Origin of the sequence: Pseudomonas sp. D1-36 (genome assembly GCF_051132205.1) — a bacterium.
Classification (GTDB): domain Bacteria; phylum Pseudomonadota; class Gammaproteobacteria; order Pseudomonadales; family Pseudomonadaceae; genus Aquipseudomonas.
In genome coordinates, this window is sequence record NZ_CP071674.1 from 4,198,904 (window position 1) to 4,224,766 (window position 25,863).

The 25,863-nt window shown below is 53.2% G+C and carries 18 protein-coding genes and 2 pseudogenes; 13 read left to right on the top strand and 7 right to left on the bottom strand.

Annotated elements, in window-relative coordinates:
• Positions 1-13 precede the first annotated feature (13 nt).
• Positions 14-2,162 (bottom strand): annotated as a pseudogene (locus tag J3P76_RS18625) (AAA family ATPase).
• Positions 2,163-2,519: 357 nt separating this feature from the next.
• Between J3P76_RS18625 and J3P76_RS18630 the strand changes: the two are divergent.
• On the top strand, positions 2,520-3,197 hold the full coding sequence (locus J3P76_RS18630) for an HAD family hydrolase (RefSeq protein ID WP_434701094.1): 678 nt from the start codon (positions 2,520-2,522) through the stop codon (positions 3,195-3,197).
• Positions 3,198-3,219: 22 nt separating this feature from the next.
• Here J3P76_RS18630 and J3P76_RS18635 read toward each other — a convergent pair whose 3' ends face one another.
• From J3P76_RS18635 to J3P76_RS18650, 4 genes are all read right to left on the bottom strand, one after another.
• Positions 3,220-4,056: an IS3 family transposase gene (locus J3P76_RS18635; protein ID WP_202600572.1), complete on the bottom strand. Its 837-nt coding sequence runs from the start codon at positions 4,054-4,056 to the stop codon at positions 3,220-3,222.
• Positions 4,053-4,358: a transposase gene (locus J3P76_RS18640; RefSeq protein WP_181286468.1), complete on the bottom strand. Its 306-nt coding sequence runs from the start codon at positions 4,356-4,358 to the stop codon at positions 4,053-4,055. Before J3P76_RS18640 ends, J3P76_RS18635 begins: the two co-directional genes overlap by 4 nt.
• Positions 4,359-5,005: 647 nt before the next feature.
• Complete coding sequence (locus tag J3P76_RS18645; RefSeq protein WP_123487361.1) at positions 5,006-5,503, bottom strand: hypothetical protein; 498 nt, start codon at positions 5,501-5,503, stop codon at positions 5,006-5,008.
• A 472-nt stretch (positions 5,504-5,975) separates the two neighbouring features.
• The gene (locus tag J3P76_RS18650; protein ID WP_123487363.1) at positions 5,976-6,707 is read right to left on the bottom strand and encodes a metallophosphoesterase family protein; all 732 of its coding nucleotides are present in this window, start codon (positions 6,705-6,707) and stop codon (positions 5,976-5,978) included.
• 309 nt (positions 6,708-7,016) lie between these two features.
• Here J3P76_RS18650 and J3P76_RS18655 point away from each other — a divergent pair, with 309 nt between their 5' ends.
• On the top strand, positions 7,017-7,451 hold the full coding sequence (locus J3P76_RS18655) for a helix-turn-helix domain-containing protein (protein WP_019094705.1): 435 nt from the start codon (positions 7,017-7,019) through the stop codon (positions 7,449-7,451).
• Positions 7,452-7,581: 130 nt separating this feature from the next.
• On the opposite strand, the pseudogene J3P76_RS18660 reads toward J3P76_RS18655, so the two are convergent.
• A pseudogene (locus J3P76_RS18660) lies at positions 7,582-8,217 on the bottom strand (aromatic alcohol reductase); the annotation flags it as partial.
• Positions 8,218-8,696: 479 nt separating this feature from the next.
• Here J3P76_RS18660 and J3P76_RS18665 point away from each other — a divergent pair.
• The 4 genes from J3P76_RS18665 to J3P76_RS18680 all read left to right on the top strand — a co-directional run bounded on the left by J3P76_RS18665 (position 8,697) and on the right by J3P76_RS18680 (position 14,456).
• A complete protein-coding gene (locus tag J3P76_RS18665) occupies positions 8,697-10,328 on the top strand; it encodes a HamA C-terminal domain-containing protein (protein ID WP_434701095.1) in 1,632 nt (543 codons plus the stop codon).
• A 101-nt stretch (positions 10,329-10,429) separates the two neighbouring features.
• Complete coding sequence (locus J3P76_RS18670; RefSeq protein ID WP_434701096.1) at positions 10,430-12,571, top strand: DEAD/DEAH box helicase; 2,142 nt, start codon at positions 10,430-10,432, stop codon at positions 12,569-12,571.
• A 96-nt stretch (positions 12,572-12,667) separates the two neighbouring features.
• Positions 12,668-12,997, top strand: a complete 330-nt coding sequence (locus J3P76_RS18675; RefSeq protein WP_434701097.1) for a hypothetical protein — start codon at positions 12,668-12,670, stop codon at positions 12,995-12,997.
• Positions 12,998-13,055: 58 nt separating this feature from the next.
• Entirely contained in the window at positions 13,056-14,456 is a 1,401-nt protein-coding gene (locus tag J3P76_RS18680) for a hypothetical protein (RefSeq protein ID WP_434701098.1), read from the top strand.
• Between the two features lie 523 nt (positions 14,457-14,979).
• Here J3P76_RS18680 and J3P76_RS18685 read toward each other — a convergent pair.
• Positions 14,980-15,183, bottom strand: a complete 204-nt coding sequence (locus J3P76_RS18685; protein WP_434701099.1) for a hypothetical protein — start codon at positions 15,181-15,183, stop codon at positions 14,980-14,982.
• Positions 15,184-15,985: 802 nt separating this feature from the next.
• Between J3P76_RS18685 and J3P76_RS18690 the strand changes: the two genes are divergently transcribed.
• The 7 genes from J3P76_RS18690 (at position 15,986) to J3P76_RS18720 (ending at position 25,847) form a co-directional block, all read left to right on the top strand.
• A complete protein-coding gene (locus tag J3P76_RS18690; RefSeq protein ID WP_434701100.1) occupies positions 15,986-17,278 on the top strand; it encodes a tyrosine-type recombinase/integrase in 1,293 nt (430 codons plus the stop codon).
• Positions 17,275-20,652, top strand: coding sequence for a site-specific integrase (locus J3P76_RS18695; protein ID WP_434701101.1), 3,378 nt, complete (start codon positions 17,275-17,277; stop codon positions 20,650-20,652). Before J3P76_RS18690 ends, J3P76_RS18695 begins: the two co-directional genes overlap by 4 nt.
• Positions 20,653-20,727: 75 nt before the next feature.
• Positions 20,728-21,354, top strand: a complete 627-nt coding sequence (locus J3P76_RS18700) for a hypothetical protein (protein WP_434701102.1) — start codon at positions 20,728-20,730, stop codon at positions 21,352-21,354.
• A 127-nt stretch (positions 21,355-21,481) separates the two neighbouring features.
• Positions 21,482-21,853 carry a hypothetical protein gene (locus tag J3P76_RS18705; RefSeq protein ID WP_434701104.1) on the top strand — a complete coding sequence of 124 codons (372 nt, stop codon included), beginning with the start codon at positions 21,482-21,484 and terminating at the stop codon, positions 21,851-21,853.
• A 92-nt stretch (positions 21,854-21,945) separates the two neighbouring features.
• Positions 21,946-23,916, top strand: coding sequence for a hypothetical protein (locus J3P76_RS18710; protein WP_434701105.1), 1,971 nt, complete (start codon positions 21,946-21,948; stop codon positions 23,914-23,916).
• Between the two features lie 223 nt (positions 23,917-24,139).
• Positions 24,140-24,760, top strand: a complete 621-nt coding sequence (locus J3P76_RS18715; protein WP_434701106.1) for a hypothetical protein — start codon at positions 24,140-24,142, stop codon at positions 24,758-24,760.
• A complete protein-coding gene (locus tag J3P76_RS18720) occupies positions 24,750-25,847 on the top strand; it encodes an ImmA/IrrE family metallo-endopeptidase (RefSeq protein ID WP_434701107.1) in 1,098 nt (365 codons plus the stop codon). The genes J3P76_RS18715 and J3P76_RS18720 overlap by 11 nt, the downstream gene beginning before the upstream one ends.
• The last annotated feature ends 16 nt before the right edge of the window (positions 25,848-25,863 follow it).

Below are 25,863 nucleotides of genomic sequence, written 5' to 3' on the forward strand. Positions count from 1 at the left end.
ATCAACACCCGACTCAGGTTTGCTCCCCCATCATTTTCTCATAGTGCTCTTCAAAGCCAGTCCTCACAAATACCTGCCTGAATCCGATCCACGTAATGCGACGGCACAATCTCACCAAAATCAGTCAAATTGACTGCGTCGGAATGAGACTCGCGGTTCACGTACCTATAGAGTCCTTTGAATTCTGCATCCTCATCAGACAGGGCCATGAGTGCTGCCTGGAGCTCGTCTTGCCGATGTACGAAGGTAAAGTAGTACTCCAAAATATTTCGCATCATGTTCGGAATAACGCTAGAAGAAGTGCGACCTGCTTGAGCATCCTTGATGGCCTGCCAGAATGATTGATAGTCATTCTGTACATCACTGGCCTTCATCGGGGTGATCATGCTGTGAGCTGCTTTGGTAATACGGAACAACGAGTACTCATCGGACTTCTTTAGGTGCTTGAGCATTTCATGAAAGAAGAACAAATTATGCGTCAGGATAAATACTTGTTTGAAGCGTTCCTTGGGGCTCAGCACTCGCCTATGAATCATTGTGGCGATGTCGTAAATATAGTTGTGAGAGAGGCTTGAGATAGGATCGTCAATGACAATGATCCGCTCACTTTTGAGCTTGCCACCTTTATCGTCGAGCTCGCCATTACAGACTTCAAGAAAGTACAGGAATGAGATAAGGGTCTTTTCTCCCTCGCTGAGCGTCTTGAATACCCCAGCCTGCTGATCAGGCCGCTGCAGGCGATAGCGCGGCAACTCCCCCTCCTCCCTGACCACCAGAAAGCCGTTCAGGCCCAGTGCGGCAAGCGACGAGTTAATGCTGCCAATAGATTGATCGATATTCGTGATCTTAGCTTTACTCTCGGCGATGACATCTTGGTGAGCTTGTGACTTGAGACGGATCTCATCCGCCAGCTTGCGTTTCGCTTCCTTCTTGACCCCAAGCTCCTCATGCACCTTCCTGGCCGATGCAATAGCTGTATCGCAACTGGATCTGAAGCAGACCCAGAAGCGCGCCTTGATTTTCTCCAGGTGATTTTTCTTGTCTTTCACCTTGAGATTGAAAGCATCGATTTTCCTTTGACCTTCCGCAATCAAGTCGGTGAGATCATCAATGATCAACCCGGTAGGCTCTAGTGCCACTACCATTGAAGGACTGGCCACTTTGGCATCCAGCTTTTGCGTGTTCTGCGAAAGCAGAGCATCGAGTTTCGTAATCAGCAGTTGATACTCAGACGCGTCGTATTCGGGACGCTTGAACTGGGTTCTCAAGCGAGTGACCCCGCCTTCGTACCGCGTTTTCAGGGCTTTCAATTGGGTGATGCGCTGTTCATACGTCTTGTCGAACACCTTCTGGATTTCTTCGTAAAATCCAGAAGGTAGAGTTTGCTGACAAAACGGGCACTCTTCCCACTGCGGGTACTGCAACCCTCGCTTTACCCAATCGGAGTTCCCCAGGTCGGTGATCAAGGCGGAAAGATAGGAGTCACCGGAGCCGGCAATGGCCTCCGATAGCAGAGAGCTGGCTTCAACGTCCGCTTCCGCAAACCGGATTATGGGTATACCAGGCAGCTCAGCATCACTGGCTGATTGCAGCTGTTCCGCCTCCGCCGCCAACGCTGAGAAATCATCCGGCGACGGCACAAGAGACAGGGTGCGTAGCTTTTCCCCAAGCCGTTCCTTTGTGTTGAGAGAAGTGAAGCAGTACCGCAGAGGCCCGGTATCGAACGGTCTTTTGAGGGCCCATAGCTGATCGAGCAAATTCGCTTTATTGGATTTTTGGGACTCTCCGAATCCATTGCCCGCTGCCACCTCGGCCTGGTGTTCAACCATTAGCTTTTTGAGTGCTTCTTCAGCCGCGAGCAGCTTTTTCTCGGCCTCAATATTTCCTTCATTGAGCGTGAAGATGCCGGGCTGTGAGCTCGCGTGAAAATTGGTCTCCATGAACGTGTGGTTGTAGACCATCACTTCACGTTCCGCCGAGACAGGCTGGGTCTTGCACTGGTGGTACAGCAGGTCAGAAGGATCTTGAAGATAATTGCCGATCGTGGTCTTACCCGTTCCATTGTGCCCATAAAACATGTTCACTTTCGTGAGTGGGCCGATATGGGAGTTTTGCTCTGGGGAGTAGCTCGAAACGCCGCGCAATATCAAATTCTTGATCACGATGCTGTCCTTAGCTGCTGAAGGCCACTACTCGGTATCCTATTACCGTCGTGCCTAAGAGGAAAGACTGCTTTCGAGGCCTGTTTAGGCGTTTGCCCCCAGTCAACCTTCGCCCCGACGACACGTCGATCCTGACCTGTTCAACCCACAGTTTGCCGACGTCTCCGCTGATGCCAGCCAGGCGCATGGCTCTCAACAGTTTGCCTTTGACCAGGCAGCTACCTGAAGGGCTGAGGGGACAACTAGCAGCCCCAGCATGGCTTCAACGAAACGGCTCAGCCAAGCCCATACAATCCTGATCCAAGGTATCATTTCTGACCTCACGGGCAGTCGCCCCACGTTGATCAAGGCGCTCAGATGACCGTCAAATTTGTCCTCTTCGATGCGTTCGGCACGCTTGTCTGCATCCCCAAAGCCACTCACCCTTATCGTCAAATTCTCAAGGAGGGCATCCGCCAGGGCCGCAAGCCGCGACCAGATGACCTTCACCACATCATGGCTCGTGCTCTGAGCCTGACCGATGCGGCAAAGCAATTCGGGATCAAGATCCCTGCAGATCGCATGGCCGAGATTCAAGGTGCTCTTGAAGCAGAACTGGACAGTATCGAAGCCTTCGAAGATGGGATTCGAGCAGTCGAGAGATTACAGGCTGCGGGCATCAAGATCGCCATCGCCTCCAATCTAGCAGCCCCATATGCAGCGCCTGTCCGGCGCTTGTACCCAACGATGGATGCCTATGGTTTCAGCTTCGCTGTTGGAGCCCTGAAACCCCAGCCATTCCTGTATCGAGCTACCTGCGAACTCTTGGGGGCAAAGACAAGCGATGCGTGTGGAGAAAGCGATGTACTGATGATTGGCGATTCAGAAAAGTGTGACCGTGACGGCCCTATGGCCGTGGGCATTCAGGGGTTTCTGCTGAACCGCAATGGGGGTAAAGATTTCGCCAACCTCGATGAGTTTGCCGAATACGTATTGAAGGTGTCCCACCCCATCGCTTCCGCTGTCAAACCGGCGCGTCATGAACTGGTCAAGTAATCCCGGACACCGATTACGGTGTTTATGCCGCTTTTTGCTCCATGGCTATTGGCGACAGGTAGTTGTTGTAGCTGTGGAGCCTAGTGCGGTTGTAGTACATGAAGAAACGCACCATGTCCGTTTTTGCCTCCTCGATCAGGCCGTAGCCGTTGCGAGGTACCCACTCTGACTTTAGCGTGCCAAAAAAGCGCTCAGTTGGAGCGTTGTCCCAGCACTGCCCTCGATGGCTCATGCTTTGCAAAATGCCGTGGCGCGTCAGCTCTTCTTGAAACTTGCGACTGGTGTACTGACATCCTTGATCTGAGTGAAACATCAGCCCAGGAGGACACGTTCGTACTTCTGTCGCCATGCGTAGCGCTTTGCTGACCAAGTTGGCGTCATTAACCAGAGAAAAAGCCCAGCCAATGACCCTGCGAGCATACAAATCAATCACGATGGCCAGATGAAGCCAGCGTTTGCCCACCATCAGACTGGTCACGTCGCCACACCAAACCTGATCGATTGCCGCCGGTTTGAAGTTGCGTTTTAGCCGATTGGGCGCGACAAATGCCTCCACGCCTCTGGATCTGAAGGGGTGGGGCTGACGTTGTTTACTGACAATGTTGGCCTCCCTCATCAGCGCTCGAACAAGGCTCCTTCCAGCTGTTATTTTCTGAGCCTTCAGGCCTTTGCTAATCATTCTGGAGCCCATGGCTTCGCGGCTTTCGCTGTGCAGCTCAACGACTTTCAACCTGAGTTCTTCACGTCTGATCCGCGGCTTGGCCCGCCGTTGAATCCACTCATAAAAGCTGCTGCGCTTCACACCGAAAACACGACACACCACGGCCGTCGGAAATGACTCTCTTAGCTCTGCGATCATCGGAAACGATCGGGATCCGACATCAAGAGAGCGGTAGCCTTTTTTAATATTTCGGCTTCCATTTCCATGCGCTTGATCTTGGCCTTCAATTCCTGAATCTGGCGTTGATCTTCGGTAATCGCCTTGGTGCCTTTAACTGGCTGCCCCTCACGCTCCTTGCGAACCTGATCAACCCAGCGTCGCAAAGCAGTGGGCCCGATATCCAGTGATGCACACACATCTAGAACCGGGCAGTTATCATCAAGCACCATGCTGGCAGCGTGCAGCTTGAACTCGCGGGTATAGACCTTTCTTTCGTTCATGGAACCTCCAAGTTGGCGAAATCATATCGCCCTTAAGAGGTGTCCGGAATTATTAGGCCAGTTCATCATCGCTCCTGAGCGCATTCAGAACCACCTTGAAAGCGGCAGTCTGCTGCCGACCTTCGGATAATATATGTGCAGGCTAGGAAAGGTTTCCGACCACTCCCTCAGTACCTCCTCAAGCACGCCACTCTCGATGTGTTCGTGAACGTACGCATCGGCAAGCTGCGCAAGTTCCACCCCAGTCAAACAAGCTTCAAGGATCTGAACTGAACTATTAATGATCAGAGGCCATTGCACCCTGACCCGAGATTCACCGCCTTCGCTGGTGAATTCCCAAGGGCATACGATCATTACTAAAGATGCACCACTTGCTCGCTTTGGTGGAATTTTGAGTGAGCTGTACTACGGCAAATCTGAGAATGGCAGACTAACAATCACTACCTGCATTCCTGACGATTTCATCGAAAATAAGGCCCCATTCTTCGCGAAGAACTAAGAAGACTCCTCAGCGATCAATCCTAATTTTGAAAACATAGCGTCTGAGAGATTCAGGCGCTACAGAGTTCTATTCCTGCTCGGTCTAGAACGCAGAGCTGCTCCGGATACTGGGCATGCTCACAAAGTTCATCACATCGGACAATGGCTTATCGAACCTCGATACCATAGGCAGAAAAGTCACTGAGAATTCTTTTCCGGCTAAGCATCGCTGGCAGCTTGAACGTATTCCGATACCCATACCAGAATCCCATCGGAATGAGTATCAGCCCCAACCCATAAGTTGCCGTCGCAGCGATAACGCCCATTGGGATCGCTGCAATCGTCATTAAAATACCTTTCATGACCGTTGACCTAGCGATCAACTGCAGATCACTGAGGTCATATTCAACCTTTCCGTTAGCATTCTCAAATGCGATAACCACAATTGATTTCTTGGAAACATGCTTGTAAAACCATGTGCGTGGCACATTCATTGCCATCGCGCCATGTTGCTTCAAGTATTTCGGCATTACTACCTGCTTGAAGTAAAACGTCTGACCTTGTTCATCCTCAAGCCTAACCCGGCCATACAGTGCATCCAGGTCACCCGATCCCTGCACGTCATAATTCTTTACTACTACTTTAATTTTTTTCAGTTCAGACATGGAACGTCCTTAATTGACTTGAACGCAGGCCACCTACCCCACCGCTTTTTAAGCAGGAAAGGAAGTACTATAAAAACTGATCACTGTGCAATCGCTAGAATGCCAACGGCGCTTGCCTAACTCAAGCACGCACACATATCTTGAACTTAAGGCATTGAGGAACTCAGTTCACTTGCAATAACGAAGTAGTCCACACCACTTACACTTCGCATTAATTTGAATCCGTACCTGCGCTCAACCTCCTGCAGAGGGGGAGTCACTACAGTCATAGCATTTTCATTAACGCCCGATAAATCGTGAAAAACTCTTGCCGCAAAGCGATCCCCCACCCTGGCCGCCCCGACCAAGTAGGCGTCTACAATCACACCCCAATCCAGTTTTCGCGCCTGTACTACCTCGGTGGGAACGGTTTGATTAGGAGCCGAGCCACCTTCTTTGCCTCTGAACTCATACTTCAACACTGAACTCGACATCAGATCTCAATCTCAAAAAACGGATCGAAAGCCGTAGGCTCATTTGGATAGCCTCGCGGATTTGAAATCAATCGGCAGCCGGCAAGTGTTACATCGACAGCATGGTGTGTGTGGCCGAATACCCATATGTCACTTTTCTCGATCAGGCTTGCCCACTCGTTGGTATAAGCGGCATTGAGATGCCCTTCATTTTGAGTTCCGGCCACAACCGACGACGGACAATGATGGGTCACGACAACCGTCTTGCCCTCATAGGGTTGATTCAATTGCTCGGTCAGCCACGCCTTGGCCAGCTGATTTCGGCTGACCAGATCATCTGGACGGATGCGACGGTAGTTACTATCTGTCCTGATCTGTTTGAAATCTGTCATCCACTCTCTCGCCATGTTGCTAGCGGCAAGCTGGTCGCCAGTGCTCGTGAAATCCGTCCAGCTCATCGTGCCAAGCACCCTGACGCCAGCCAACTCCAAGATCTGGTTTTCCAGAACATGCACGTGCGCCGCAGCGGCATCCCGCATCTTCTGCAGCGTGCGATCAAGATGACCGCCGTACAGCTCGTGATTACCCATGACGTAGGCTACCTTGCATTCGAACGACTCATTGGCCCACTGGACACCGCGAGTCTTTTTGTCGACGTCTCCAGCCAATATCACCAGGTCAACGCCTGAACAATCGGGGGGATTCCAAGGGTGAAATTCACGATGCAGGTCTGAGTAGATCCTGACTTTCAAACCTTCACCCTCCATAGGGTTTGCAACGACATAGCGTAAGCAACTGACGATTTAGCGGTTTATTGAACGCTGCTCCCACGCTGTCTTCCAAGGAAGCACAGGCTTGTAGGAGTGCCAGGCTAATGACACTTCTCACAAGCCATCCATGACGTGGGCGCCATAAGGCATCCACAGCGACGCGTATGATCGGCTTTATACACTATATGCTGTGTAACTGTACAACGCGCCGTGGCTACATCCTCAGTTTTAAGGGGATCTGCGTTGATAAGGCCGGCGCTTGCAGCAGTTATACGGACAGTCCGAGGAAGCTTGGGTCTTACCCAGGAAGGGCTGGGCCATGCCATCTCGCGCACCTACGCAGCAAAGATCGAGAATGCGCTCAGCTCCCCTACCCTCGACAAGTTCACAGAGCTCGCCGCCGCCCTTAACCTGAGCCCGGTTGCTTTGCTCTCCCTTGTCATTGCGACACGAGACAACGTCCCCACCTCGACCGTGCTGACAGAAGCAGCAGACCAACTGAAGGCGATAGAAGAGAAGATCAGCCCGAGCGATATCGCAGAGCAGTTAACCGGTAAAGAGATTATGAAGCGCCCCGCCGCGCGCCCAGCCGATCCTCTGAAACTGCAGCAAGTGCTTGAGAGCAAGAATGCTGGGCTGACGAAAGCCGAAACCGCCAGGCAGCTTGGGATGAGCCGCTCGACGGTAGGCTTTCTATGGGATCGCTCCCCTACCACCGAAAACTAGGGGAATGGTGCTCAGGGCAATCAGGTATCCCTGCCCCGTTTTGTAGCTTCGGTTATCGGTGGCCCTATCAGACTGAAGAGGTTGTAGCAGGTAAGTTTCCAGCGCGGAAACATTAGCTCAGCTACCCCATTTATACTGAAGAGGCTGTCAGGTTTGCCTGGGCCCAGTTCTCAGCGGTCGTGACTTGAATCGACTGCTGCTCGTTGAAGGTACCTGCTTTAGACCATGACACACCCTTGCCCTGAGCAAACACAGCGCGATACTTCTTGATGTGATGCGTCGGATCTTTCTCCAATTCCTCAAGCAAGTACGGAACAGTCCACACGTTTCGTTTGAACGGGCGACCCAGCACACGTTCAAGGAGGCTGGCGACCTCTCCGTACGTCACAGTGTCTCCAGATAGATAAACAATTTCATTGCGAAAGCGGGGTTCGAAGAAAACAATTTCCGCTGCCAAGGCGCCGATGTCGTCTGGAGTCGTAAGCGTCACGCTGGTTTCGAGACTGCCCAGTGCGTTCAAGGTGTCGTTTTCGAAATCGACCACCTCGAATACAGGCTCGAACAGAAAGCTGGTGAACATACCAGCCGAGATGATGACCCATTCAGTTTTATCCTGGGCGCGAAGCAATTCGCGAACATCAAGCTGAGCATCGAACAGATCCTGAGGACTGCCCCGACCGATTACCTCGAAGTCGACACCGAACTGCCATGGAAAGTATCGCTTCACGCCGGACTTGAGGGCAGCAGTAGCCAGCTTCATTGGGGTTAGGTTATTTGGCGTACCGCTTTGGTGTTCACGAGCTTCAGCAGCCCAATGCCGAGAGTTGCTCATTGGGCTCTATCGCTCCTTGTTTGAATGATATTCCCCGCTAACGATGCCTTGATCCGGGCCTTCCACAGTCTAGCCTATGGACGGTGTAAACCGAAAAAATGCCCTGTAAACCTTCTAGGTTAACAGGTCATTTTCTGGCTTTACAGGTCGAGTTCGTTAGACTCGATTTGCGTCCAAACTGGGTCGTCAGCACTCACCAAATTTGGTTACCACCCCGCTCACCTAGCGAACTTCTCAAGCGTATTGAGTACCTGCTTAATCGGTGCGGGCAATCGTCGGTTTACTCACTTTTGCCGATAGCCGGCCAATTGCTATTAGTGGTAGCGTTGCGTTATCAGCAGGCTCCGTATTTGTCACCTAGGTTGATCAATCGGATGCCCATTTCTGGAAATTACTCGCGATACAGGGATGTCATGGTGCGTATTATTAGCCCATCCAACAAAGGTGGGCCCGCTGCGAGGCAAGGCTTCAAGTATCAAGACCATGTAGCCGTCAGCTTCATTTTCAAGATGCTGCGCGATAGCAGTTACTCCCAAGTAGAGTGCGAGACCGCCGACGATATCGTGGCCGTATTTCAGTGCGCTGGGGAGCTCGTCAACGAGTACATCCAGGTCAAGACGACTGAGGGTGACCACAAATGGAATATGGAAGAGGTGACCAAGCTGGATGGCACCAAAGCCAACTCGTCCTTGCTCCATAAATCGCTGAATTGCGATGTTCGTTCTGGCCCTGCCCGCTTCCGAATTGTGACCCAGCGCGACGTCGCAAAGATTCTCAACGGCTTCAAAACCGAGCTGGATAAGCGGAATCTGCCTGACACCACCACGGCCCGAGGCAAGGCACTGCTCAAGAAGTTCAAGACATTCAGTTCCCCACAAAATCGGAATTTTGCCTACTGGGCAGAGAACTGCGTCTGGCAGGTCTACGGGGATGTGGAAGCATTAGAAGCGGTCAACATCAAGGCCCTCTCCAAGCTGGCTGAGGATTTCGGGAACCGCCCCAACAATACCCAGATGCAGGCTATTTACGATGATTTCTTGGAGATGGCTGACAAGGCTGCCACGGCCAACGTGAAAACAGCAGCATCGACGAAGATCATTCTGCGGGCTTCGGCTCTGGCCCACCTCAAGCAGCTACTAGAGGCCGCAGATGAACAGTCAACGGCTACAGCCAAACCCTACAAAAAACGTCCAGATCCCTTCCTGGTCGAGTTTCACGCAAGCACCGATGAAGGCCTGCTGCACACATTTTCCGGCTTCGACGTTCGCTACGCGCTGAAGGCATGGCGGCACGATGGTTTTGCTAAACACCTGGTCGAATGGCTCCCAGAATTCTCACTCAAGGCGAGCGAGATCGTGAATATCCTCGCGCACAATGCCGAGGCCATGCTCGCTCGTTCCATCAATACCTTCAGCGACAGCGAGCTGCCTCGCGATAGGTTGATCGCCGAACTGATCCTCCACGCCATCCTGCGCAGCCGCCAAAACAGCGAGCCCGTGGCATGCAAGGTTTTCTATAAATCCGGTGGCAAGCTCTCCGAATTTGGCAACGCCCACATCGTCCAGATACCTGGCCAGGACGATCAGCTATGGCTAGGGCTCGCGCGCCTGATTGAAGCAGGCAACATGGACGCGACGTTGGCCCAGATCTGCGGCGTCTTGGACGCCACCATTTCGGAAACGGTACTGTCGTCAGAACGCGAAATCATCATCAACCTGCGCGAGCCTCTTCACCATCAACCGAAAGCGGACGCCTTCAACCAGGCACTGCATCGAAACTCGCCAGTCGATGACATGCTGAACGTCCTCTGCTTTCCTATCCTGTTGACCTACGACAGTCACGCACTCTCATCAGGCTGGCTAGCTGATTACGTGAACCACCTCAGAAAAGAGATTGAAGCCCACTTCAGCACCTTCACCACCCAGTTGCCAGAGAACATCAAGCAAGTGAAGGTCATGGTGTTCCTTGTGCCAATGGAGAGCATCGAGAAGCTGACCAACGCCTTCAATGCTCGCTGCAAAACACTGGAAGACTTGCAGGTATGACCTCGGGCGTGTGGTCAATTTGCACAGCTGAAAACACTACAGGGTGAAGGTATTCCGAGCTGGCCAAGCCAGCTTCGGCGATCTCAAGGAACGATGCGGTAATGAACTACGAAACGATCAAGAACCGTCTGGCCAACCTCAATGATGAGGGAGCCTCAACAGTCGATGTGCTGCTCGCCATCAATACCATCGTCAACCGAAGCAACTCCGATTGGGAAGGACGCGACCTGGTGATCCGAGCGCTCGATAAATTCGCACTCTTTGACGCAGTCGAGCAATCGCTCCTGCTCAACATGGTGCGAGCTGTTGGGCTCTTTCCTTACATCACGCCCCACCTGAGCAACATGGCCCTGTCTGACCGCTTGGCTTACGAGGCTCACAGGGTTGAAGGTGTAGAGCCTGGCATGGTGTTTCATCACCTTCAGGCACACGTTTTCAGCTTGATCATGCAGGGTCAAAACGTCGTCTTGAGCGCCTCCACCAGTGTCGGCAAGAGCCTGGTCATCGACGCGGTACTTGCCCAGCGACGGTTCAAAAAGGTAGTGGTGATCGTTCCCACCATTGCGTTAATCGACGAAACCCGACGCCGCTTGGTCAAGCGCTTCCGGGACTTCAACCTGATCACGCATCCTAGCCAGGAAGCTGTGCCAGACGCCACTAACGTGTACCTGCTGACGCAGGAGCGAGTCATCCAGCGCCCAGACTTGGATGATGTGGAATTCTTCATCCTGGACGAATTTTACAAAATCGATTTGGCGAGTGATAAGGATGGAAGCACACGCGCCGTCGATCTGAGCTTGGCGTTCCACAAGCTCGCAAAGACCGGAGCACAGTTTTACATGCTAGGGCCGCACATTCAGAAGATCTCTGGGTTGGACGGGTACGAGTACCATTTCATCCCGTCCGACTACAGCACCGTCGCGGTCGATATCCAGAATTTCAATCTGGGCATGCGCTCTGAACAGCGCACACAAAAGCTCCTGGAGCTGGTCAGGACGCTGGAGTCCCCTACCCTGATCTACTGTCAGGCGCCGGCAAGCGCAAACAGAGTCGCTGAGTATTTGATCCAAGATGCCGGGTTGGCCCCGGTGCCGGAGACGCAAGAAATCGCTGCCTGGATCTCCAAGCATTACCACCCGGAATGGAACGTTGCCAGGGCGATAGCCCTGGGCATCGGGATACACCATGGCGGGGTGCCTCGCGCGCTGCAGCAGTACATCGTCAAGCTATTCAACGAGGGCGTTATCAAGCGAATCATTTGCACATCCACGATGATCGAGGGCGTCAATACGTCGGCTGAAAACGTCATTATTTATGACCGGCGCCTCAAAACGTCCACGTTCGACTACTTCACCTACAAGAACATTTCCGGGCGTGCTGGCCGAATGAACAAATACTTCATCGGCAAGGTGTTCATGCTCGAAGCACCGCCCGTTGAGCAGGGATTGACCGTCGAGTACCCCATCGGCCATCAGGATGAGACTTCACCTATCGGCCTGTTGATGCAACTAGAAAACGAATACCTCACGGACATCTCGCGAGGCCGGCTCCAGGAAGCGTATGCCAACGAGGTGCTGTCACCCGCCACCTTAATCGAAAACCGCCACATTCCTATCGAGCGGCAGGTCAAGGTCGCGAAAACGATCATAGGTGAGCTTCCAGACAACCACGAATTGTTAAGCTGGAAAGGCATCCCTGAGCCTGACCAGCTGAACTACTTGTGTGAGCTGGTCTATAGCCTGGAAGGTGAGAACCTGATGGAGTACCAGATCGCGTCCAGCTCTCAGTTAGCCTGGCACATCAACGAGCTCCGAAATCAGAAAAACTTGCCGGCCTACCTGAGCGAAGCGGTGGAAAATCGGTGGGTGAATGTGTCAGCGAGCGAAGCTATTAACCTGCGCCTGAAATTCATTAGAAACATGGTGTGCTTCAGGTTGCCTCGGGACATCATGGCCATTCACAAAATCCAGGTCGACGTACTGGGGCAAGAGGGGTACGAACCTGGAGACTTCAGCTTCTTCGCTGAGCAACTGGAAAATATGTTCCTTGATCCCCTGCTCACCGCACTCGACGAATACGGAATTCCTACCCAGATCTCGACCAAGATCAAGCACCTGATCTTGCCATCAGAGCACCTGAACGACTTGCTGGCAAAACTGCGGTTGCTTGCCCCTCGGGTGGAGCGCCTCCAGCTCACCAGCTTTGAGAAAGATGTGATGCAATGGGCGGTCGCTGAGATGTGATGGTGGACGGGCGAGAAAGATGCTGGGAGGCTTATCGGGATTCAGGCCTTCCACCAATTGACGAGTCTGCCAGCACCCCTGCAGAGAGGAACGAAAATGCCAAACCCACTGGTAATCAAAGGTCAGCGTTTTTCATCCCAAATTGAGGCGGAGCGCTTTTTTTACGCCATGCGTGACAGAAACCTCGTCCGCGGTGGAGATATAAAAGGCTCCACTGAATTCGATTTGCTCGAAGAGCTGTACCTCCGGTATTGCCAGGCCACCAACTGGCCAACGTCAGGAAATCCTGCTGCGTTTTACGCGCGCAATATCGCGCGTGGGAGCGGCCCAAATGGTGGCACCACGCAGGGGTTCGTCGTGAAGTTCAGTGATGGGAGCGAGCAGGAGTTTTCCGTAAAGAAAGCAGTTAAGGCCTTGGCAACGTAATTACTCCTCCACCTCAACGAACGTCCTTCTGGCCATCTCAAGACAAGACTATCGACCCATGACGTATGCACTGATCGACAATGCCACACTCACAGCCGTCCAGCGCGCCACCGGGGCGGTAGCAGTCAAGACCAGCGACACGATAAACGGGGATCTGTGTGCTTTGGAGAACTTTCTGCAAGGCAATCTCTTCTACGATGATCTTCTCTGCATAGACAACTACAAGCCTGAGCATAGAGACAGTCGGAAACAGCAATTTCCTTACCTTCGGTTCTTGGCGCCTTCTGAATTTGGTCTTGAGGAGGTGGATGCGGTCGCGCAAAAGGAAGCGGCATCAATCCGTCCCGAAATTCGGGGGGGAGAATTTGTGGATGAGGACTTCAGCGCCCTATTGGAGCAATTAAAAATGAACATGGTGTGCACCTGGGATCAAGCCTCCAGCGTGTATTACCTGACCATGAGAATGTTGGGGTACCGTGGCTCTGAGGAATACAGCAAGTACAGTGCTTTAAGTGCAGCTATCTTCGCAGAGTTGAGTGATGCAGGCGAAACGCGCGGGCGCTGGTCGAAGGACGTCAAGCTTGTAAGCTCGGATGGTCACGTGTTCAGCAAGTCAGAGTTCTCAGAAAGCAGCCGGGGCGACTATGGTGGCCCCACAAGGCAGTTGGAGATGTTCGTAGCCTCCCTAAATTGGCTTGCCTATAAATCCATTTATTACTCGACTGCCGCCAAACACTTGAAAGCTGACTCCTTCATCCACCCCATCCGGCACGCTTATCAGGTGCACTGGATGAAAAAAGTCGGCGCCTTTGGCCATGATTTCACCGCCCGACTCCTGGCCAACCTCGCGGACAAGACAAGAACAAGCATTTCGGAAATCCAATCACACGGAGCAACCCAAACTGTTGCATTGGATCTGCCCTTGTTCTCGGCGTGGTTAACTCAATCTACTGGTAGCGTCTCCAATGCCATTGAGGGTGCCAGGCAGCTCCGCAACGAAGGTCATTTCGTCACCATGCGTGAAACGCTCAAAGCCATTCGCATTGCGTTCGACGAGCAGGGCATTGCGAGCGGCAACAAGCGCATTACGAAGCTCACGGACGACGTCGACAAGATTTGCGGCGACCTTAGGCGTAGCTATGGTGTACGGTCTCCTCAAGGCATTCAGGGCAGCTTCCTCATTAAAACGGCAAGCTCAGTCACCAGCCTATTCGGGGTTTCACTACCTGACCGCGATTTCGCACTCTCGACACCTGAGTTCATGAAATCAGAATCGACCAAAGCCTTCACAACCGTCGTGAAGGACATAACCAAGGAGCTCACCTCAATGGAGCGCCTGGGGGGATTACGAGATCTCATGGCCAAGTCTTTTAGGATCGAGGGCGAAGATCACGGTGGCCCCAAGGTTCAGGAACCGAGGTTCCGTTACGTAAAGTCCGGATGGCAAAAACCGATGTGAAGTCTGTCCGCGTTCCTGTGACTTAGCTGTTCAATGTCAAGTTCCAGAGCGCTAATGGATCAGGGCCTGACTCAAGTTGAAGTTGCGGGGCGGCTGGGCGTCGCTAGGCGGACAGCCAGCAACCATCTCAAAAGGAAATAACTTCCAAGGAGATCGACTAAGCGCCGGTCAGCAATATCAACAAACCGCTGAGGCCTGAATAGGTTGGAGCGGCTAACTCCCATCGCCATCACAGGTAACCACCCATTTAGTTAGAATGGCCGTGCGAACGAGCTGTCGTTGCCTCCTCAGCCATATCACAACGCCATCCAACCTGGTGCTCTGTCTCTCAGCGAGTAGTTAATGCTGAGGCGGCTGCCAGCCCCGCCCCAGTTAACGAAAAGAAATGCGCCGTGCATCTTGATGCATGTCGGTGCATGTTCAAATCATCACAGAACTGACTCTCCCATGGTGGGCTCGATCACTACCATCAGCAGCACTTGCTCCTGACCCTGTCCGAAACGAGCGTGAAGATAGCCAAGTGTTAACGCGTCTCCCACCCCGTCGATGCACGGGCGCAGCCGATGGCCTTGCCCAAGGACTCCAAGGCCTTCTTGATCGAGTCCAGCGCGATTGAGCCCACCGCGTAGCTCTTCAAATCGGTATGAAGGTAGACGGCTTTGTTCAGATAAGGGTCTGCGTACTTGAGCACCACGTCAGTCTGATGCGTGTGCTCAGACCTCTTCAAGTGCGCGTGTGTTTCCTTCTTCACACAGCCGAAGTTGAGGTTCGCGGGCCCCTCTTTCTTCCAGCGGAAGAAGCTGAAGATCCCGATGGAAACGAGCTCCGCGAGCCTCGCAATTTTTTCGGTTTCGCCCCCCCCCCTGACATGGTCGTTCCTGACACGAAATAAGTGTGCAGGAACGATAGCGACCAGGGATCTAAAGCCCTTGCCGGAAAGGTGCGTCCTGCTGTGGTTATGGCTTCATGCCAGCCCAAATTACCGCAAAACGCTGAGGCCGACCATCGTGACATCCCCCCCGATAAGGCTGTTCGTCGGGTTGGCAGCAGCCAATTCATCCATAGTGCGTAGCTAAAGCGGACAAAAAATCATGAAATTGAGGGCGGGAGCGCACTGGTTGCTCAACGATCTGGGTTTGGCGTGCTATGGGGGGGTAGAGATACGGCAAGGCCTTGAACAACGCGGCCTTGCGGGAATACGAGATGGGTTCAAGGTCGTCCTGATTTAGCACAATACGGCGACAAAAACACAAATGAAGACATAAAAATCTTAAATTTAAGAACTTTTTGTCATTTCAAATTGTACTTTACAGTCAATAACATTCCGCCCCCTGGATTACATCACGAATCAGAAGCGTTGTCAATATATGCGTAAATCGAAGATTGCCTTGGTTGGCCAGGGTTCGAATCCACCCACCATGGCCTCGCAAAAGCAGCCACCCGCCGGTAATAGCATCGAGGCGATGAATAGCCTCACGCGAGTCAAGTGCGAACCACCCAGACTCTACGAGACAGCCACAGGTGCACCATTGGATTTCTACAACGAGTTCACCGAGTACCTCTGGGGCGAGATCGGCATCAGCTACTCGCGCAACTCGGTTATTGCGATCGAGCGAGGTGGGCGGGTTTTCACCGAGTTCCTCTATGAAACCGGCGCCCTCTCTGGCCGACTCGACCCTGAGACTGCGTCGAAAACCATGCATCTTTTCTCGTCTTATCTGATCGAGGGAGCAGAAGCCAAAGACCCAATCGTGCGCCAAGCCTTCATTCGAACTGGCCGAAAAACAATCTCCGCCAAGTCAGCCGGAGCGTACATCGCAGCAGCCAATGTTCTGCTGACCGCCTGCAGCGCGATCTCGTTCGAGCAGGCACAACTGACCTCCGTGCTAACCGGCCTGCCTCCCCAGACTCAAACCAATGCGCTGCCGGAACTCAACCCCAGGCTGCGCAGCCCTCAGGAATTAGCTCGAATCCATGCCAATACGCTGCAGGTCAAACCCACTCTTGGTGCCGGCGCAAAGAAAGCCCGAGGCGGCCTGCGCGCCCCTAAGGTCAAGAAAGACCGGAAGGCCAAGCACATTGACCTCCTACATATCCTACCCATGCTTGAGAACGCCCCAACGCCATTGGACGGTTTGATCTGGAGCTTGGGACTTGGCAGCCTGAGGCTCTCGGAAGCGGTTGGGGTTCGCCTGGAGGACGTTGACGTTCACAAGAGGATCATTCGCGTCGAAGATCCTGATGGCCTTCGTGACACCACGAACAAGGAACGCTTTGGGTTCAAAGGTCGCAAGACTGCGGTCGTGACGATGTTCGAGCCATTCAAATCCATTTTCTGGCAGAAGCTGGCTGATTACATGGCTGTGCGCCCCTGCTCCGACAGCCGCTGGCTGCTGCTGTCGCTTGATGAAGACACCTACGGTGTACCTCTCTGCGAACTCAATTCAAACAGCGTCAACAAGGCGATCAACCGCCGCATTCAAGCCACTCAGAAAAAACTGAAGTTCGTCGCTCCCCAGGGAAACTACTCGTCCCACGACTTCCGACACCTCTTCGGGGTTTGGGCGCGCAACTACGTAATGGTGCCGGGCCGACCCAAGCCGGGCCTCGACCTACCTGAAATTCAGTTGCTGATGGGGCACGCAGATCTCCGGAGTACCGAGATCTATGCCGCAGATCTGGGCATCAACACACTTGTGGACGTCGATGCTGCTAACGAACTCGTGTACCACCAAGGCAAGGGCGAAAGCATTGACCACTACCGTGGCCTGGCCTACGCGCGTTTGAGCGAAGAACTGCTTGAGCGGGGCCCAGAAGCGTGATCAACACCACCGACAGTATCACCCTGCACGGCGATGATGTTCTTGAGAGCGCTGCGGCAATCCTAGAAGAGCTGGCTCAGAAAGCCATGGAGGCCGAGAAGGTTGCGGGGAAAGTCAATCCCGAGCTTCTGAAGGATATGCAAGCCAGACATCGCCTGGCCTTAACCATCTTCCTGAGACATCGTAAAGGCCGAGCTTTGACCTATCAGGAGCTCACAACGCTCTACAGGCTCTGCCTCGTACCGGACAAACAGCTCGATCTTGCAATGCCCTTGTACGTGCAGCTTACGGGCGAGCAAACGCCACCTCCCAAAGATGTAAGCGGACTTCGCATCCCCATCCGGGCGATGTTCGTACTCTTATGGTCGAAGGGAAACGCCACCCTCCCCTACAGCTTCAACCTGAGTGGTGTATGGCCCAAGTATCCCGAGATGATTGACAGATCTGAGGGTTTCATTCACGAGATCACTGGAATTAAAGAGTCGCATCAGAAGCGCTGCAGTCGAACATTCCAGTATCGCGTTAACTGGAAAAAACCTGAAGATGTGGTATTCGAAGACTTATGGGAGGCAGCTCCTGCAGTTGTTGACAAACAACGTCAAATCAAAAGCAAAGCTAAGAAAGGCAGTATATGCCTTCACTTTTCCTATTTATCTTGGCTTCACCTATTCGCCCAAAAATATCCGGCGATTGTAAGTCCTGATCAAGCGCGACTGCTTGAGGGCTATCATACTCACTTAAGTACGACAAGGATTGAGGAATCGAGCGCCGAAATCAGAAAATCTTATGCGGACTTTGCAAAACACTGGGGTTCGATCGACCCTAATCAATCAAAAAGCGAAAACCTCAAATGGAGAAGGGCACGCTATAACTCAGGGCTGGATGGCCGCAAGAAGAGGAACCAAAAAAAATCTGAGGAAAAACTTGCCCGCAATACAAAAAGCTGGGAAGCGCAGAGTGTACTCTCTCCCGAAGAGTACGCGGTTCTGCCTGGTCGCAGGCGACCCACCAACGGTACATACGAATGGGTTGAGGGTTATTACAACACCCCACAAAACCCGCACATTGAGGAAAACTTGCGCTCATGGATCAAAGCAGGAAATCTGCATTTTGGCCATATCGAAGAACTCGCGAAGACCACTCGCCGGCAAGAGATTGGCTATATTCATATCTTGATGGACTACCTGGGCAGGTATCTGCCCGCATGGCTGAGCAAACATCCAGAAAGCGGTATCGAATTCCCGACCAATATTGAGGAGTTCCATCGCTCCATATTTTGGCATCGCACGAGCAAAAATACCAAGCTCACTAACAACGAAGATAACTCCGAGGTCGATCTTCCCCTCACGCTGATGCAGTTTTATGACCTCAAGCGGAGCATTAAAACCAAAGCACACTTCATCTTTTCTGTATGGCGTTTTTTTGAGATCGCGATAGCGAACGGTAGCGACTTACTGCCAAACGGCAAAGTACTGATCAGCGGGCCCTACAAGAACCCAGTCCATCCAGAGCTGGACTCACCTGGAAGTGGCCCGTCGGGAAAAAGTGACAAGGTTCCCTTGCCCATTAACTCCATGATGATGGTTGAAGCCTACATGTTGGCACTCGATGCGGTCGGAGTCGAACTCCAGGACAAATGCATCAAAGGCTTACTGAGCTTCCAAGACACCTTGGATCTGAAAAACAGCGTCTGGATTGACATTGAGAAATACGGAATTTCGTACTCCATCAAACTGTGGAACCCTGATGGCAGTTCTGAAGCCCTGGAGATCCCCCTCAGAAAAGTCATCAACGCGTACTCTTGGAAGAATGAAAAGTTCAAATCCAGTAACGGGGAAGTATACGTACCATGGTTATCGCAGGTGAGGATGCTCACAGTGGCCCTGTTTTCAGGCCTACGTTTGCAAAATTGCCAATGGCTTGATGTTCGCAGCTTCGATAAATACTATGATCATTCCCTGAGGGGGAGTCTGAGTAGCTGTATTCTTTATGTCAACACGGACAAAAACGGCAATAGCCGTCCTGTGACTTTGCCTTACAAAGTCATGGACGTGCTGCTTCAAGAGCGCCATTTCCAGACAAGAGAATACGGCAAAAAATATACGGGCATTTATTACGAAAAAGACCCCAATAGCACTAATAAATATAAAAAAATCCACCCCCTTTTCAGGAGTCCCTGGCTCGCGAACGGCGCACCGTTTTCCGATGCATCATACGCCCTCAAGTGGACGTTGATACTTCGGGGCTTTCAGGAGGTGTACAACAGCTTCGTATCCCCTGAAAATCGCCATGATTTCGTGGAGCAAACAGCCAGTGGGAATTGGTCAGCAGTACACACTCCCCATGCGTTGCGTGCGACGTGGATTACTCATCGCCGAATTTATGCCTACCTCGACTACGCCATTATCGGAGGACAAGTCGGCCACGCACAGCGGTACACGTCCGCTCATTACGTAGTGCCGACTAAGCAAGAAACGCTGGCACTGATTGATTCCGCCAACCAAGCGGTTTCGGCGCACGCATTCGCGGCTCTGACCGGACGGCCTCCCGCCCCATCATCGCCCGACTCAGCCCTAGTCAAAGGCTGGACACAGCATCGTGAAGAGACCGTGCGCGACCAGCATCTTGTCTCTGTAATCCCTGATATTTTGGACGCCGATGAAACTGGCCTGGATTTGATTGCCAGCACGAAAACTCAGCGCATCAAATTTCTAGACTGTTGCATGTGCGCACTTGATGGCGAGTGCCCAAAAAAACTGATGGCTTTCACCCGGAAGGCTCGTACCTGTGGTATCTGCCCTTACGCTGTCTTCGGTGTCGATCACCTGCCTGGCCTTAACGCAAAAGTCCGCGACCTTGCTAACCGTGCTGAAAACCTCAAACCTAGGCTACAGCAGACACTAAAGCACCAGCCCAACTCATCCAACGCCGAGATAATTTACGACGAACTTTCGCTGTGCACCCTGGAGCTGGCTGGCTATCGTCAAGTCATCCAAATTCTCGAAAAAAAATGGCGAGAAGAAAAATTTCCTAAAGGCTACATCGCTCGTCATCGCGACCTTGCGAACGCTGTTCGACACAGTGTCGATATGGCAGATCCCAAGCAGCGCGTTATTTCGATGCTGATAGATTCCTCCCAGTTTCCAGCTTTCGCGTCAGAACATTACCCCCTGATTCTTGATGAGTTGGCACGTAATCCCGAATTCCTCCAGGTTGCCAACCAACCATTCGAGGAAAGGGAAATCTACATCGGGCAGATCTTGTCGATCATGGGCGGTACAGGCCTTACATTTGAGGAAATCTCCGCGTATGCACTGAGCAAGCCCTCCGCCCTCCTCCTCAACCATCAAGACTCAATGGCAGGGGCAAATTGAGATGACCAGGCGAGCTCGTGTGTCCAAGTTAGGTGAATTGGCCAGGCGAGCTTGCAGGACTGCGCGAGACTGACCATGAAAAGAACACCCATTAAAGCTCCGGCTGCTCGAACACCTAAAGAGCGACGAGGTGAAGCACAACTCAAGGCAACGATTGCTCGAATCCATGCCGCCTTGCAGGTGCTTCAACAACAGGCTGAGCCCTTCAAAAACATCAGTCAGTTGGCAGACGAAGTCGCTCGTATCTGCGGCGTCGACCGCAGCCTGCTCTTGAAGCGTGGAAAGTCATACAGGAAGTGCCTCGACGCTTACCCAGGGCTCCTTGGCAATGGAAGCACCCCGCCCACCCCATACAACACAGACATAGATCCACTGCATCCGGTCATGATCCGAAACACCCAGTTGGAAGAGGAGAACGCCAAGCTTCGCAACATCGTGGACGATTTATCGAAACGCCCCGTGCAGGCTGCCCGGTCTCAGGACGCTGCGACCAAGACCAGCGGAGTGGCTGAGTACCAGCGCGAGTATGAAGTGACCTGCCAGTTGGTGGACAGGATCCTCGATCACAAGCGGGCCATTCGGATCATAAACGACACCCTGACCGACCTCTCAGATGTCAGCGGCATCCCGAAACCGATAGCCGACTCAACACTCATTGCCCCCTATGTCGAATGGAAGAATGCCCGTGCGGGAACTGAATGATCGTATCTCCAATGCTGAGGCTGAAGTTGGGTTGGGAATTGGGGCTAGGTCAGCCGGGAGTACTTCTGGTGCAGGTGCTTCTGCAGGTGCTTCTGGTGGCGGTTCGCCGCATGAGGTGCTACGCGCCATGAAACCGGAACTGGAGTCGGCGAAGAGGCTGCGCCAGGTAGCCCTGGAGATCATCGAGTCAGGTAAGAGCGTGCCGATGCGGGCCGGCAAGATAAACCTTGCATGGCTGGCCGGGACGGTGGGGCTTACCAGGCAGGTCTTCTACGAGGGGCGTGGCGGGCCAGAGCTGTCCCAGATTGCTGAGCTGCTGCTGGAGCATGTGCGATCTCAACCCTCCACCAAAGCCCATTCGCAGTACGACAAATCACTGACCAGCTTACGAACCGAGATCCAGCTGCTCAGAACCCAGCTGCGAGATGCCGAGCGTGGCTTGCAGCGTGCTGCTTTCCGGGAAGAGATCATTCGGTCAGGGAAGATCCTCACGTTCTGACTAGGCCCTTGGCAGGCCCCGATTCGCGGCTCTACAGCAGCTTCCGTCCAGCTTCATTTCCCTGTCTTTCTACCCAACGGTGCATTAGGCCAATGGCAAAGTACTACTTCGTCCGGAAATTCACGCTCACGCTGGGTGGCGAGCGGCAATTCCACCTCCTATCGCTGGCCACCGGGACATCCGTCAAGGCGCGACTCGATCCGGAGCTAGTGTCGAAACCCATATTCCCCGGCATGACCTATCGCGCGTCCATCACCAAGCGCGGGAGGGGGCTGGTCATTACCCACCTGTACCCCGCTCTTTGCGTGGAATATGACGAATGCAGGACACTGGCGGGCTTCGTTAATACACAGAAAGCGCTCCCTCAATACTCACCCCCCTCCGGACTCGCGAGCGTTTTGGAACAAGCTGCTTTGCTGGAGCAGCGCAGTGTGCGGCAGCTGCTTGACCATGAGAGTCGGTTCATTCTTGGGAAGCATCTTGGCGATGCTCAGACGGCCCAGTTGCAGTTCGCATGGCAAGAGTACAAGGCCTTTCAGGAATCGGTGTCTGGACTCATGATCCAAGGATTCGATCAAGCCAGTGCGGAGCAGATGGTGATTTGTCTGCCACTAAACGCCTGCTTCCTCCTTATTCAACCTCCACTGGCACTACCGTTTCTTGAGACCAATGACGACTCAGTTCTGGATCATCCAGGCTTCGATCAGACGCCTGGATTGAGGAAGGCTTGGGCACTGCTAAGGCATCTGGAAGCTCATTCAACGACGGGGAACACCCTTGTTGAGGTCGCTTCTGTTTACGGATGTGGGGCTGACGTGGTTGGGGTAAATGCGGTTGAGGTAGATGGCGGTGGTGATGTTATCGGCAGCGTCATCGCGGACTCGGATGATGTGCTTGAGGCGATTCGCGAGTGTGAGGGCCACGGCTGGGTTGTGGCGACGGAGGGCCACGTTCAGCTCAAGTCGAACCATATCCTGCAGAGCGCAGTACGCCATCATCTGACCAGGATCTGCACGCCCTTTCATCCAACCTATAGCGAGCGTGAGATTGAACACGCCTTCAGCCGCTTGAGCGCGTTCACTCCGGAGATGTTCGCTTTCGACATGCTCGACGAAGTGACCTTGGCACTGAATTCACGCGTACTGCTCGTTCGATATGACGATGTCAAAGCAGCCGTCGAATTCACCCAGCAGTACTGTGCGGTCTCGGAGCTATTGACGAATACCGTTCCGACCTCGGTGACGATCGCGAAGGCCAGGGGTGCAGCCTATGAAAATGAGTTAGGTCATGCCCCTGTTCCGTTCTACGAAATTACAGATGGCGCGCATGCCCAGGCAATCGTCGTACATCAGTTCAATCAGTTGCCCTTGTTCGAGATTTTTCAGCTGCTGGCAGAGCTGGAGAATGTGGTGAATTTGGTTGCGCTGGTCGATGCCACCCTGCCGGCCAATGCAGCTGTTGACCAGATGTCTCGCTACTTCCCCACAGTGGATGTCCGCATTCGCCAGCAAGGTGCTTTGCCGATCCAGCAATGCCTTCGGAAACTCTCCGAGATCGAGGCACGGATCGATGCAGAGGATGTTCAGCGCATCGCGGTGATCTGTGATTGCCCTGAGATTGCCTACTTGCTGAACCGGCGGTACAGCTCAGTTCCAGCAGATACGAAAGTGCCTAAAAAGGGCGATCTGATTCGGCTTTCTCCTCGTGGTCTTCGACGTAAGGATGACGCCCTGATTCGCATTGTGAACGTCAGGTCGAATGAGCTTTTCGTGTCTCAGTCACAGACGTATCGGATGATCAAAGCGGACGAGTTCGCGGGGTACTCCTGGGATGCAGGATTTGCACTGAGCCCGAACGAAGCACTGGGGGTCGAGCTTCCTCCGGTACTGGTGTTCACCTCCGCTCAAGGCGGTGCTGGTGGGGAAAGGTCGGGGGCTGCCTTCGTCAGGAACCTGCAGGCGCAAGGAGTTCGCGTGATTGAGCACTGCGTGTATGAGATCGAGGGCTCTCCGAGGCTTGCGAGTCCTGGGACTTTGCAGCGGATTGTGCCGCTGGTTGAGTGATTTCAGGAACTGCTGAGCATTACTCCAACAATGCGTTGTGTCGGCTGCTCACAGAGCTCGCATAGACGCGACCGATCAATAAACGCTTTGGCTCGGTATCCGCTGGCTGAGACGCTTTTGGGTGCGAAGAGCCTGCAGATCATCCAGTTGACAAACCAAGATTTCTGCACAAAAATACCGGTTGACAGTATCCCTTATTTGCACAGTTTTCGAGGTCGTATCGATGCACGAAACCCAGCACCCAAGTCATTTCGCACCCGAGTTGCTCCCCGAATACCTGGATCTGGTCTGCCAGGAAGTGATCTCAGTTGCGTATCAGGCGCTGGCTGATGCATCTACACCAAACGATACCGCATACACCCGCGCGACCCTGCTCTACGGGCGTCTTCAAGGGCTCTGTAAGGCGTTGGGGGCCGATGTGACCCTGCCATGGCTTGAGCTGCGAAACGGCACCATGGACTTCACGATCAGCATCAACGGTGTTTTGCTACAGATCGTCACCGACGATCCTTATGCTCCTAAGAAGCTACATCGGCTCAAGGCCAATCTGGTCGAGCTGCACCAACTGAGTCTCTTCGAGGCCAGCCCCGAGGTTTCCACTTGGAGACTGTTTGTTGATGGGAACAACGACCTCGAATTCCCTGAGTTCAAAGCCACGATCGTGGGCTTCGATATCAACCAAAATATCCTTTGCCACTGGGCACATGAATACAAGGCCAGCGTGCCGGTCAGAACCAGCGATCTCCCTGCTCAAGTCGAGATCGAGGAACCTTTGGTGGTTCGCAGAAACAAAGACGCCGACACGAAAAAACCCGACGAACCTGGCAGCGTAGATGGACGATAGAACACAGCAACTGGCATTAGGCGACGAATTCTCTCCGGACAAGCTGCGCCTTGCGCGCTGCGCGTCCGGTTGGTCGCTTGCAGACATCGGTGACCTGCTTGGAGTTACCCGGCAGTATGCTCACAAACTGGAGGTGAATGGATTTCCCTCCGCCGCACAGCTGGAAATGCTGAGCACGGCTCTGGGCGTCACTCAGGAGTTTTTCTTTGCGCCTAGACGCAGCTCCGTTGAACTTGAGCAATGCCATTTCCGAAGCGTGCGCGCCTCAACGGTGACGGTGAAGAAATCGATTGCAGCTCAGGTTGAGCTTTTCGAACTGCTGATCGATGAGCTCGACAAAGAAGTCGCGTTCCCGGATATCAGCTTTTGGACACACGATGAACCAGTGACAAGCGTCGATACTATCGAACAGATTGCAGAGCGTTTTCGTAGAGAGCAATCGTTGGGGCTTGGGCCTCTCTCGAACGTCACCAGACTGGTCGAGAAGATTGGAGTGCTGGTCGTCAATATCGCTGAAGCGGATGACCGCATCGACGCGTTCTCCCTACACAACAAGCGCCCACTGATTGTTCGCAATACCGCCAAGCAGAACCCATGCAGACAACGTTTCGACATCGCCCATGAGCTCGGTCACCTGGTGATGCACCAAGGTGTGGAAACGGGCTGCCGGCACACGGAAGATCAGGCCAACCAATTCGCAAGTGCCCTTTTGATGCCCAGGGCAAGCTTTGCAGGAGAATTCCCTGCAATGCGAGGCCGGTATCTCAACTGGCAAGCCTTGGGTGAGCTCAAGCTGAGGTGGAAGGTTAGTTTCAAGGCTCTGATCTATCGGGCTCAGGCTCTGGATCTCATCAGCCAAGAACAGGCCAAGTCAGGCTTCACCTATCTGAATCGCAAGGGCTTCACACGGCGAGAAGATCTCGATGATCAGATCGAGATGGAATCACCTCGACTGGTGCAGCGCGCACTGGATTTGCTGGATCACGCTAGCTGGAGAAAGGCTCTCAAGGCTTGTGGGCTTACCCGCGAGATGGTTGAAAGCCGCTTCATGCTCACACCACCTGAGTCACCTTTGAGACTGGTCTGAAGGATCAACGCGGAGG

Excerpts from the sequence above, each read along its gene's own strand:
- J3P76_RS18665 (WP_434701095.1), top strand. The coding sequence starts at position 8,697 with ATGGTGCGTATTATTAGCCCATCCAACAAAGGTGGGCCCGCTGCGAGG.
- J3P76_RS18710 (WP_434701105.1), top strand. The coding sequence starts at position 21,946 with ATGGCAAAGTACTACTTCGTCCGGAAATTCACGCTCACGCTGGGTGGC.
- J3P76_RS18635 (WP_202600572.1), bottom strand. The coding sequence starts at position 4,056 with ATGATCGCAGAGCTAAGAGAGTCATTTCCGACGGCCGTGGTGTGTCGT.
- J3P76_RS18670 (WP_434701096.1), top strand. The coding sequence starts at position 10,430 with ATGAACTACGAAACGATCAAGAACCGTCTGGCCAACCTCAATGATGAG.
- J3P76_RS18715 (WP_434701106.1), top strand. The coding sequence starts at position 24,140 with ATGCACGAAACCCAGCACCCAAGTCATTTCGCACCCGAGTTGCTCCCC.
- J3P76_RS18675 (WP_434701097.1), top strand. The coding sequence starts at position 12,668 with ATGCCAAACCCACTGGTAATCAAAGGTCAGCGTTTTTCATCCCAAATT.
- J3P76_RS18630 (WP_434701094.1), top strand. The coding sequence starts at position 2,520 with ATGACCGTCAAATTTGTCCTCTTCGATGCGTTCGGCACGCTTGTCTGC.
- J3P76_RS18645 (WP_123487361.1), bottom strand. The coding sequence starts at position 5,503 with ATGTCTGAACTGAAAAAAATTAAAGTAGTAGTAAAGAATTATGACGTG.
- J3P76_RS18720 (WP_434701107.1), top strand. The coding sequence starts at position 24,750 with ATGGACGATAGAACACAGCAACTGGCATTAGGCGACGAATTCTCTCCG.
- J3P76_RS18705 (WP_434701104.1), top strand. The coding sequence starts at position 21,482 with ATGAAACCGGAACTGGAGTCGGCGAAGAGGCTGCGCCAGGTAGCCCTG.
- J3P76_RS18680 (WP_434701098.1), top strand. The coding sequence starts at position 13,056 with ATGACGTATGCACTGATCGACAATGCCACACTCACAGCCGTCCAGCGC.
- J3P76_RS18700 (WP_434701102.1), top strand. The coding sequence starts at position 20,728 with ATGAAAAGAACACCCATTAAAGCTCCGGCTGCTCGAACACCTAAAGAG.
- J3P76_RS18640 (WP_181286468.1), bottom strand. The coding sequence starts at position 4,358 with ATGAACGAAAGAAAGGTCTATACCCGCGAGTTCAAGCTGCACGCTGCC.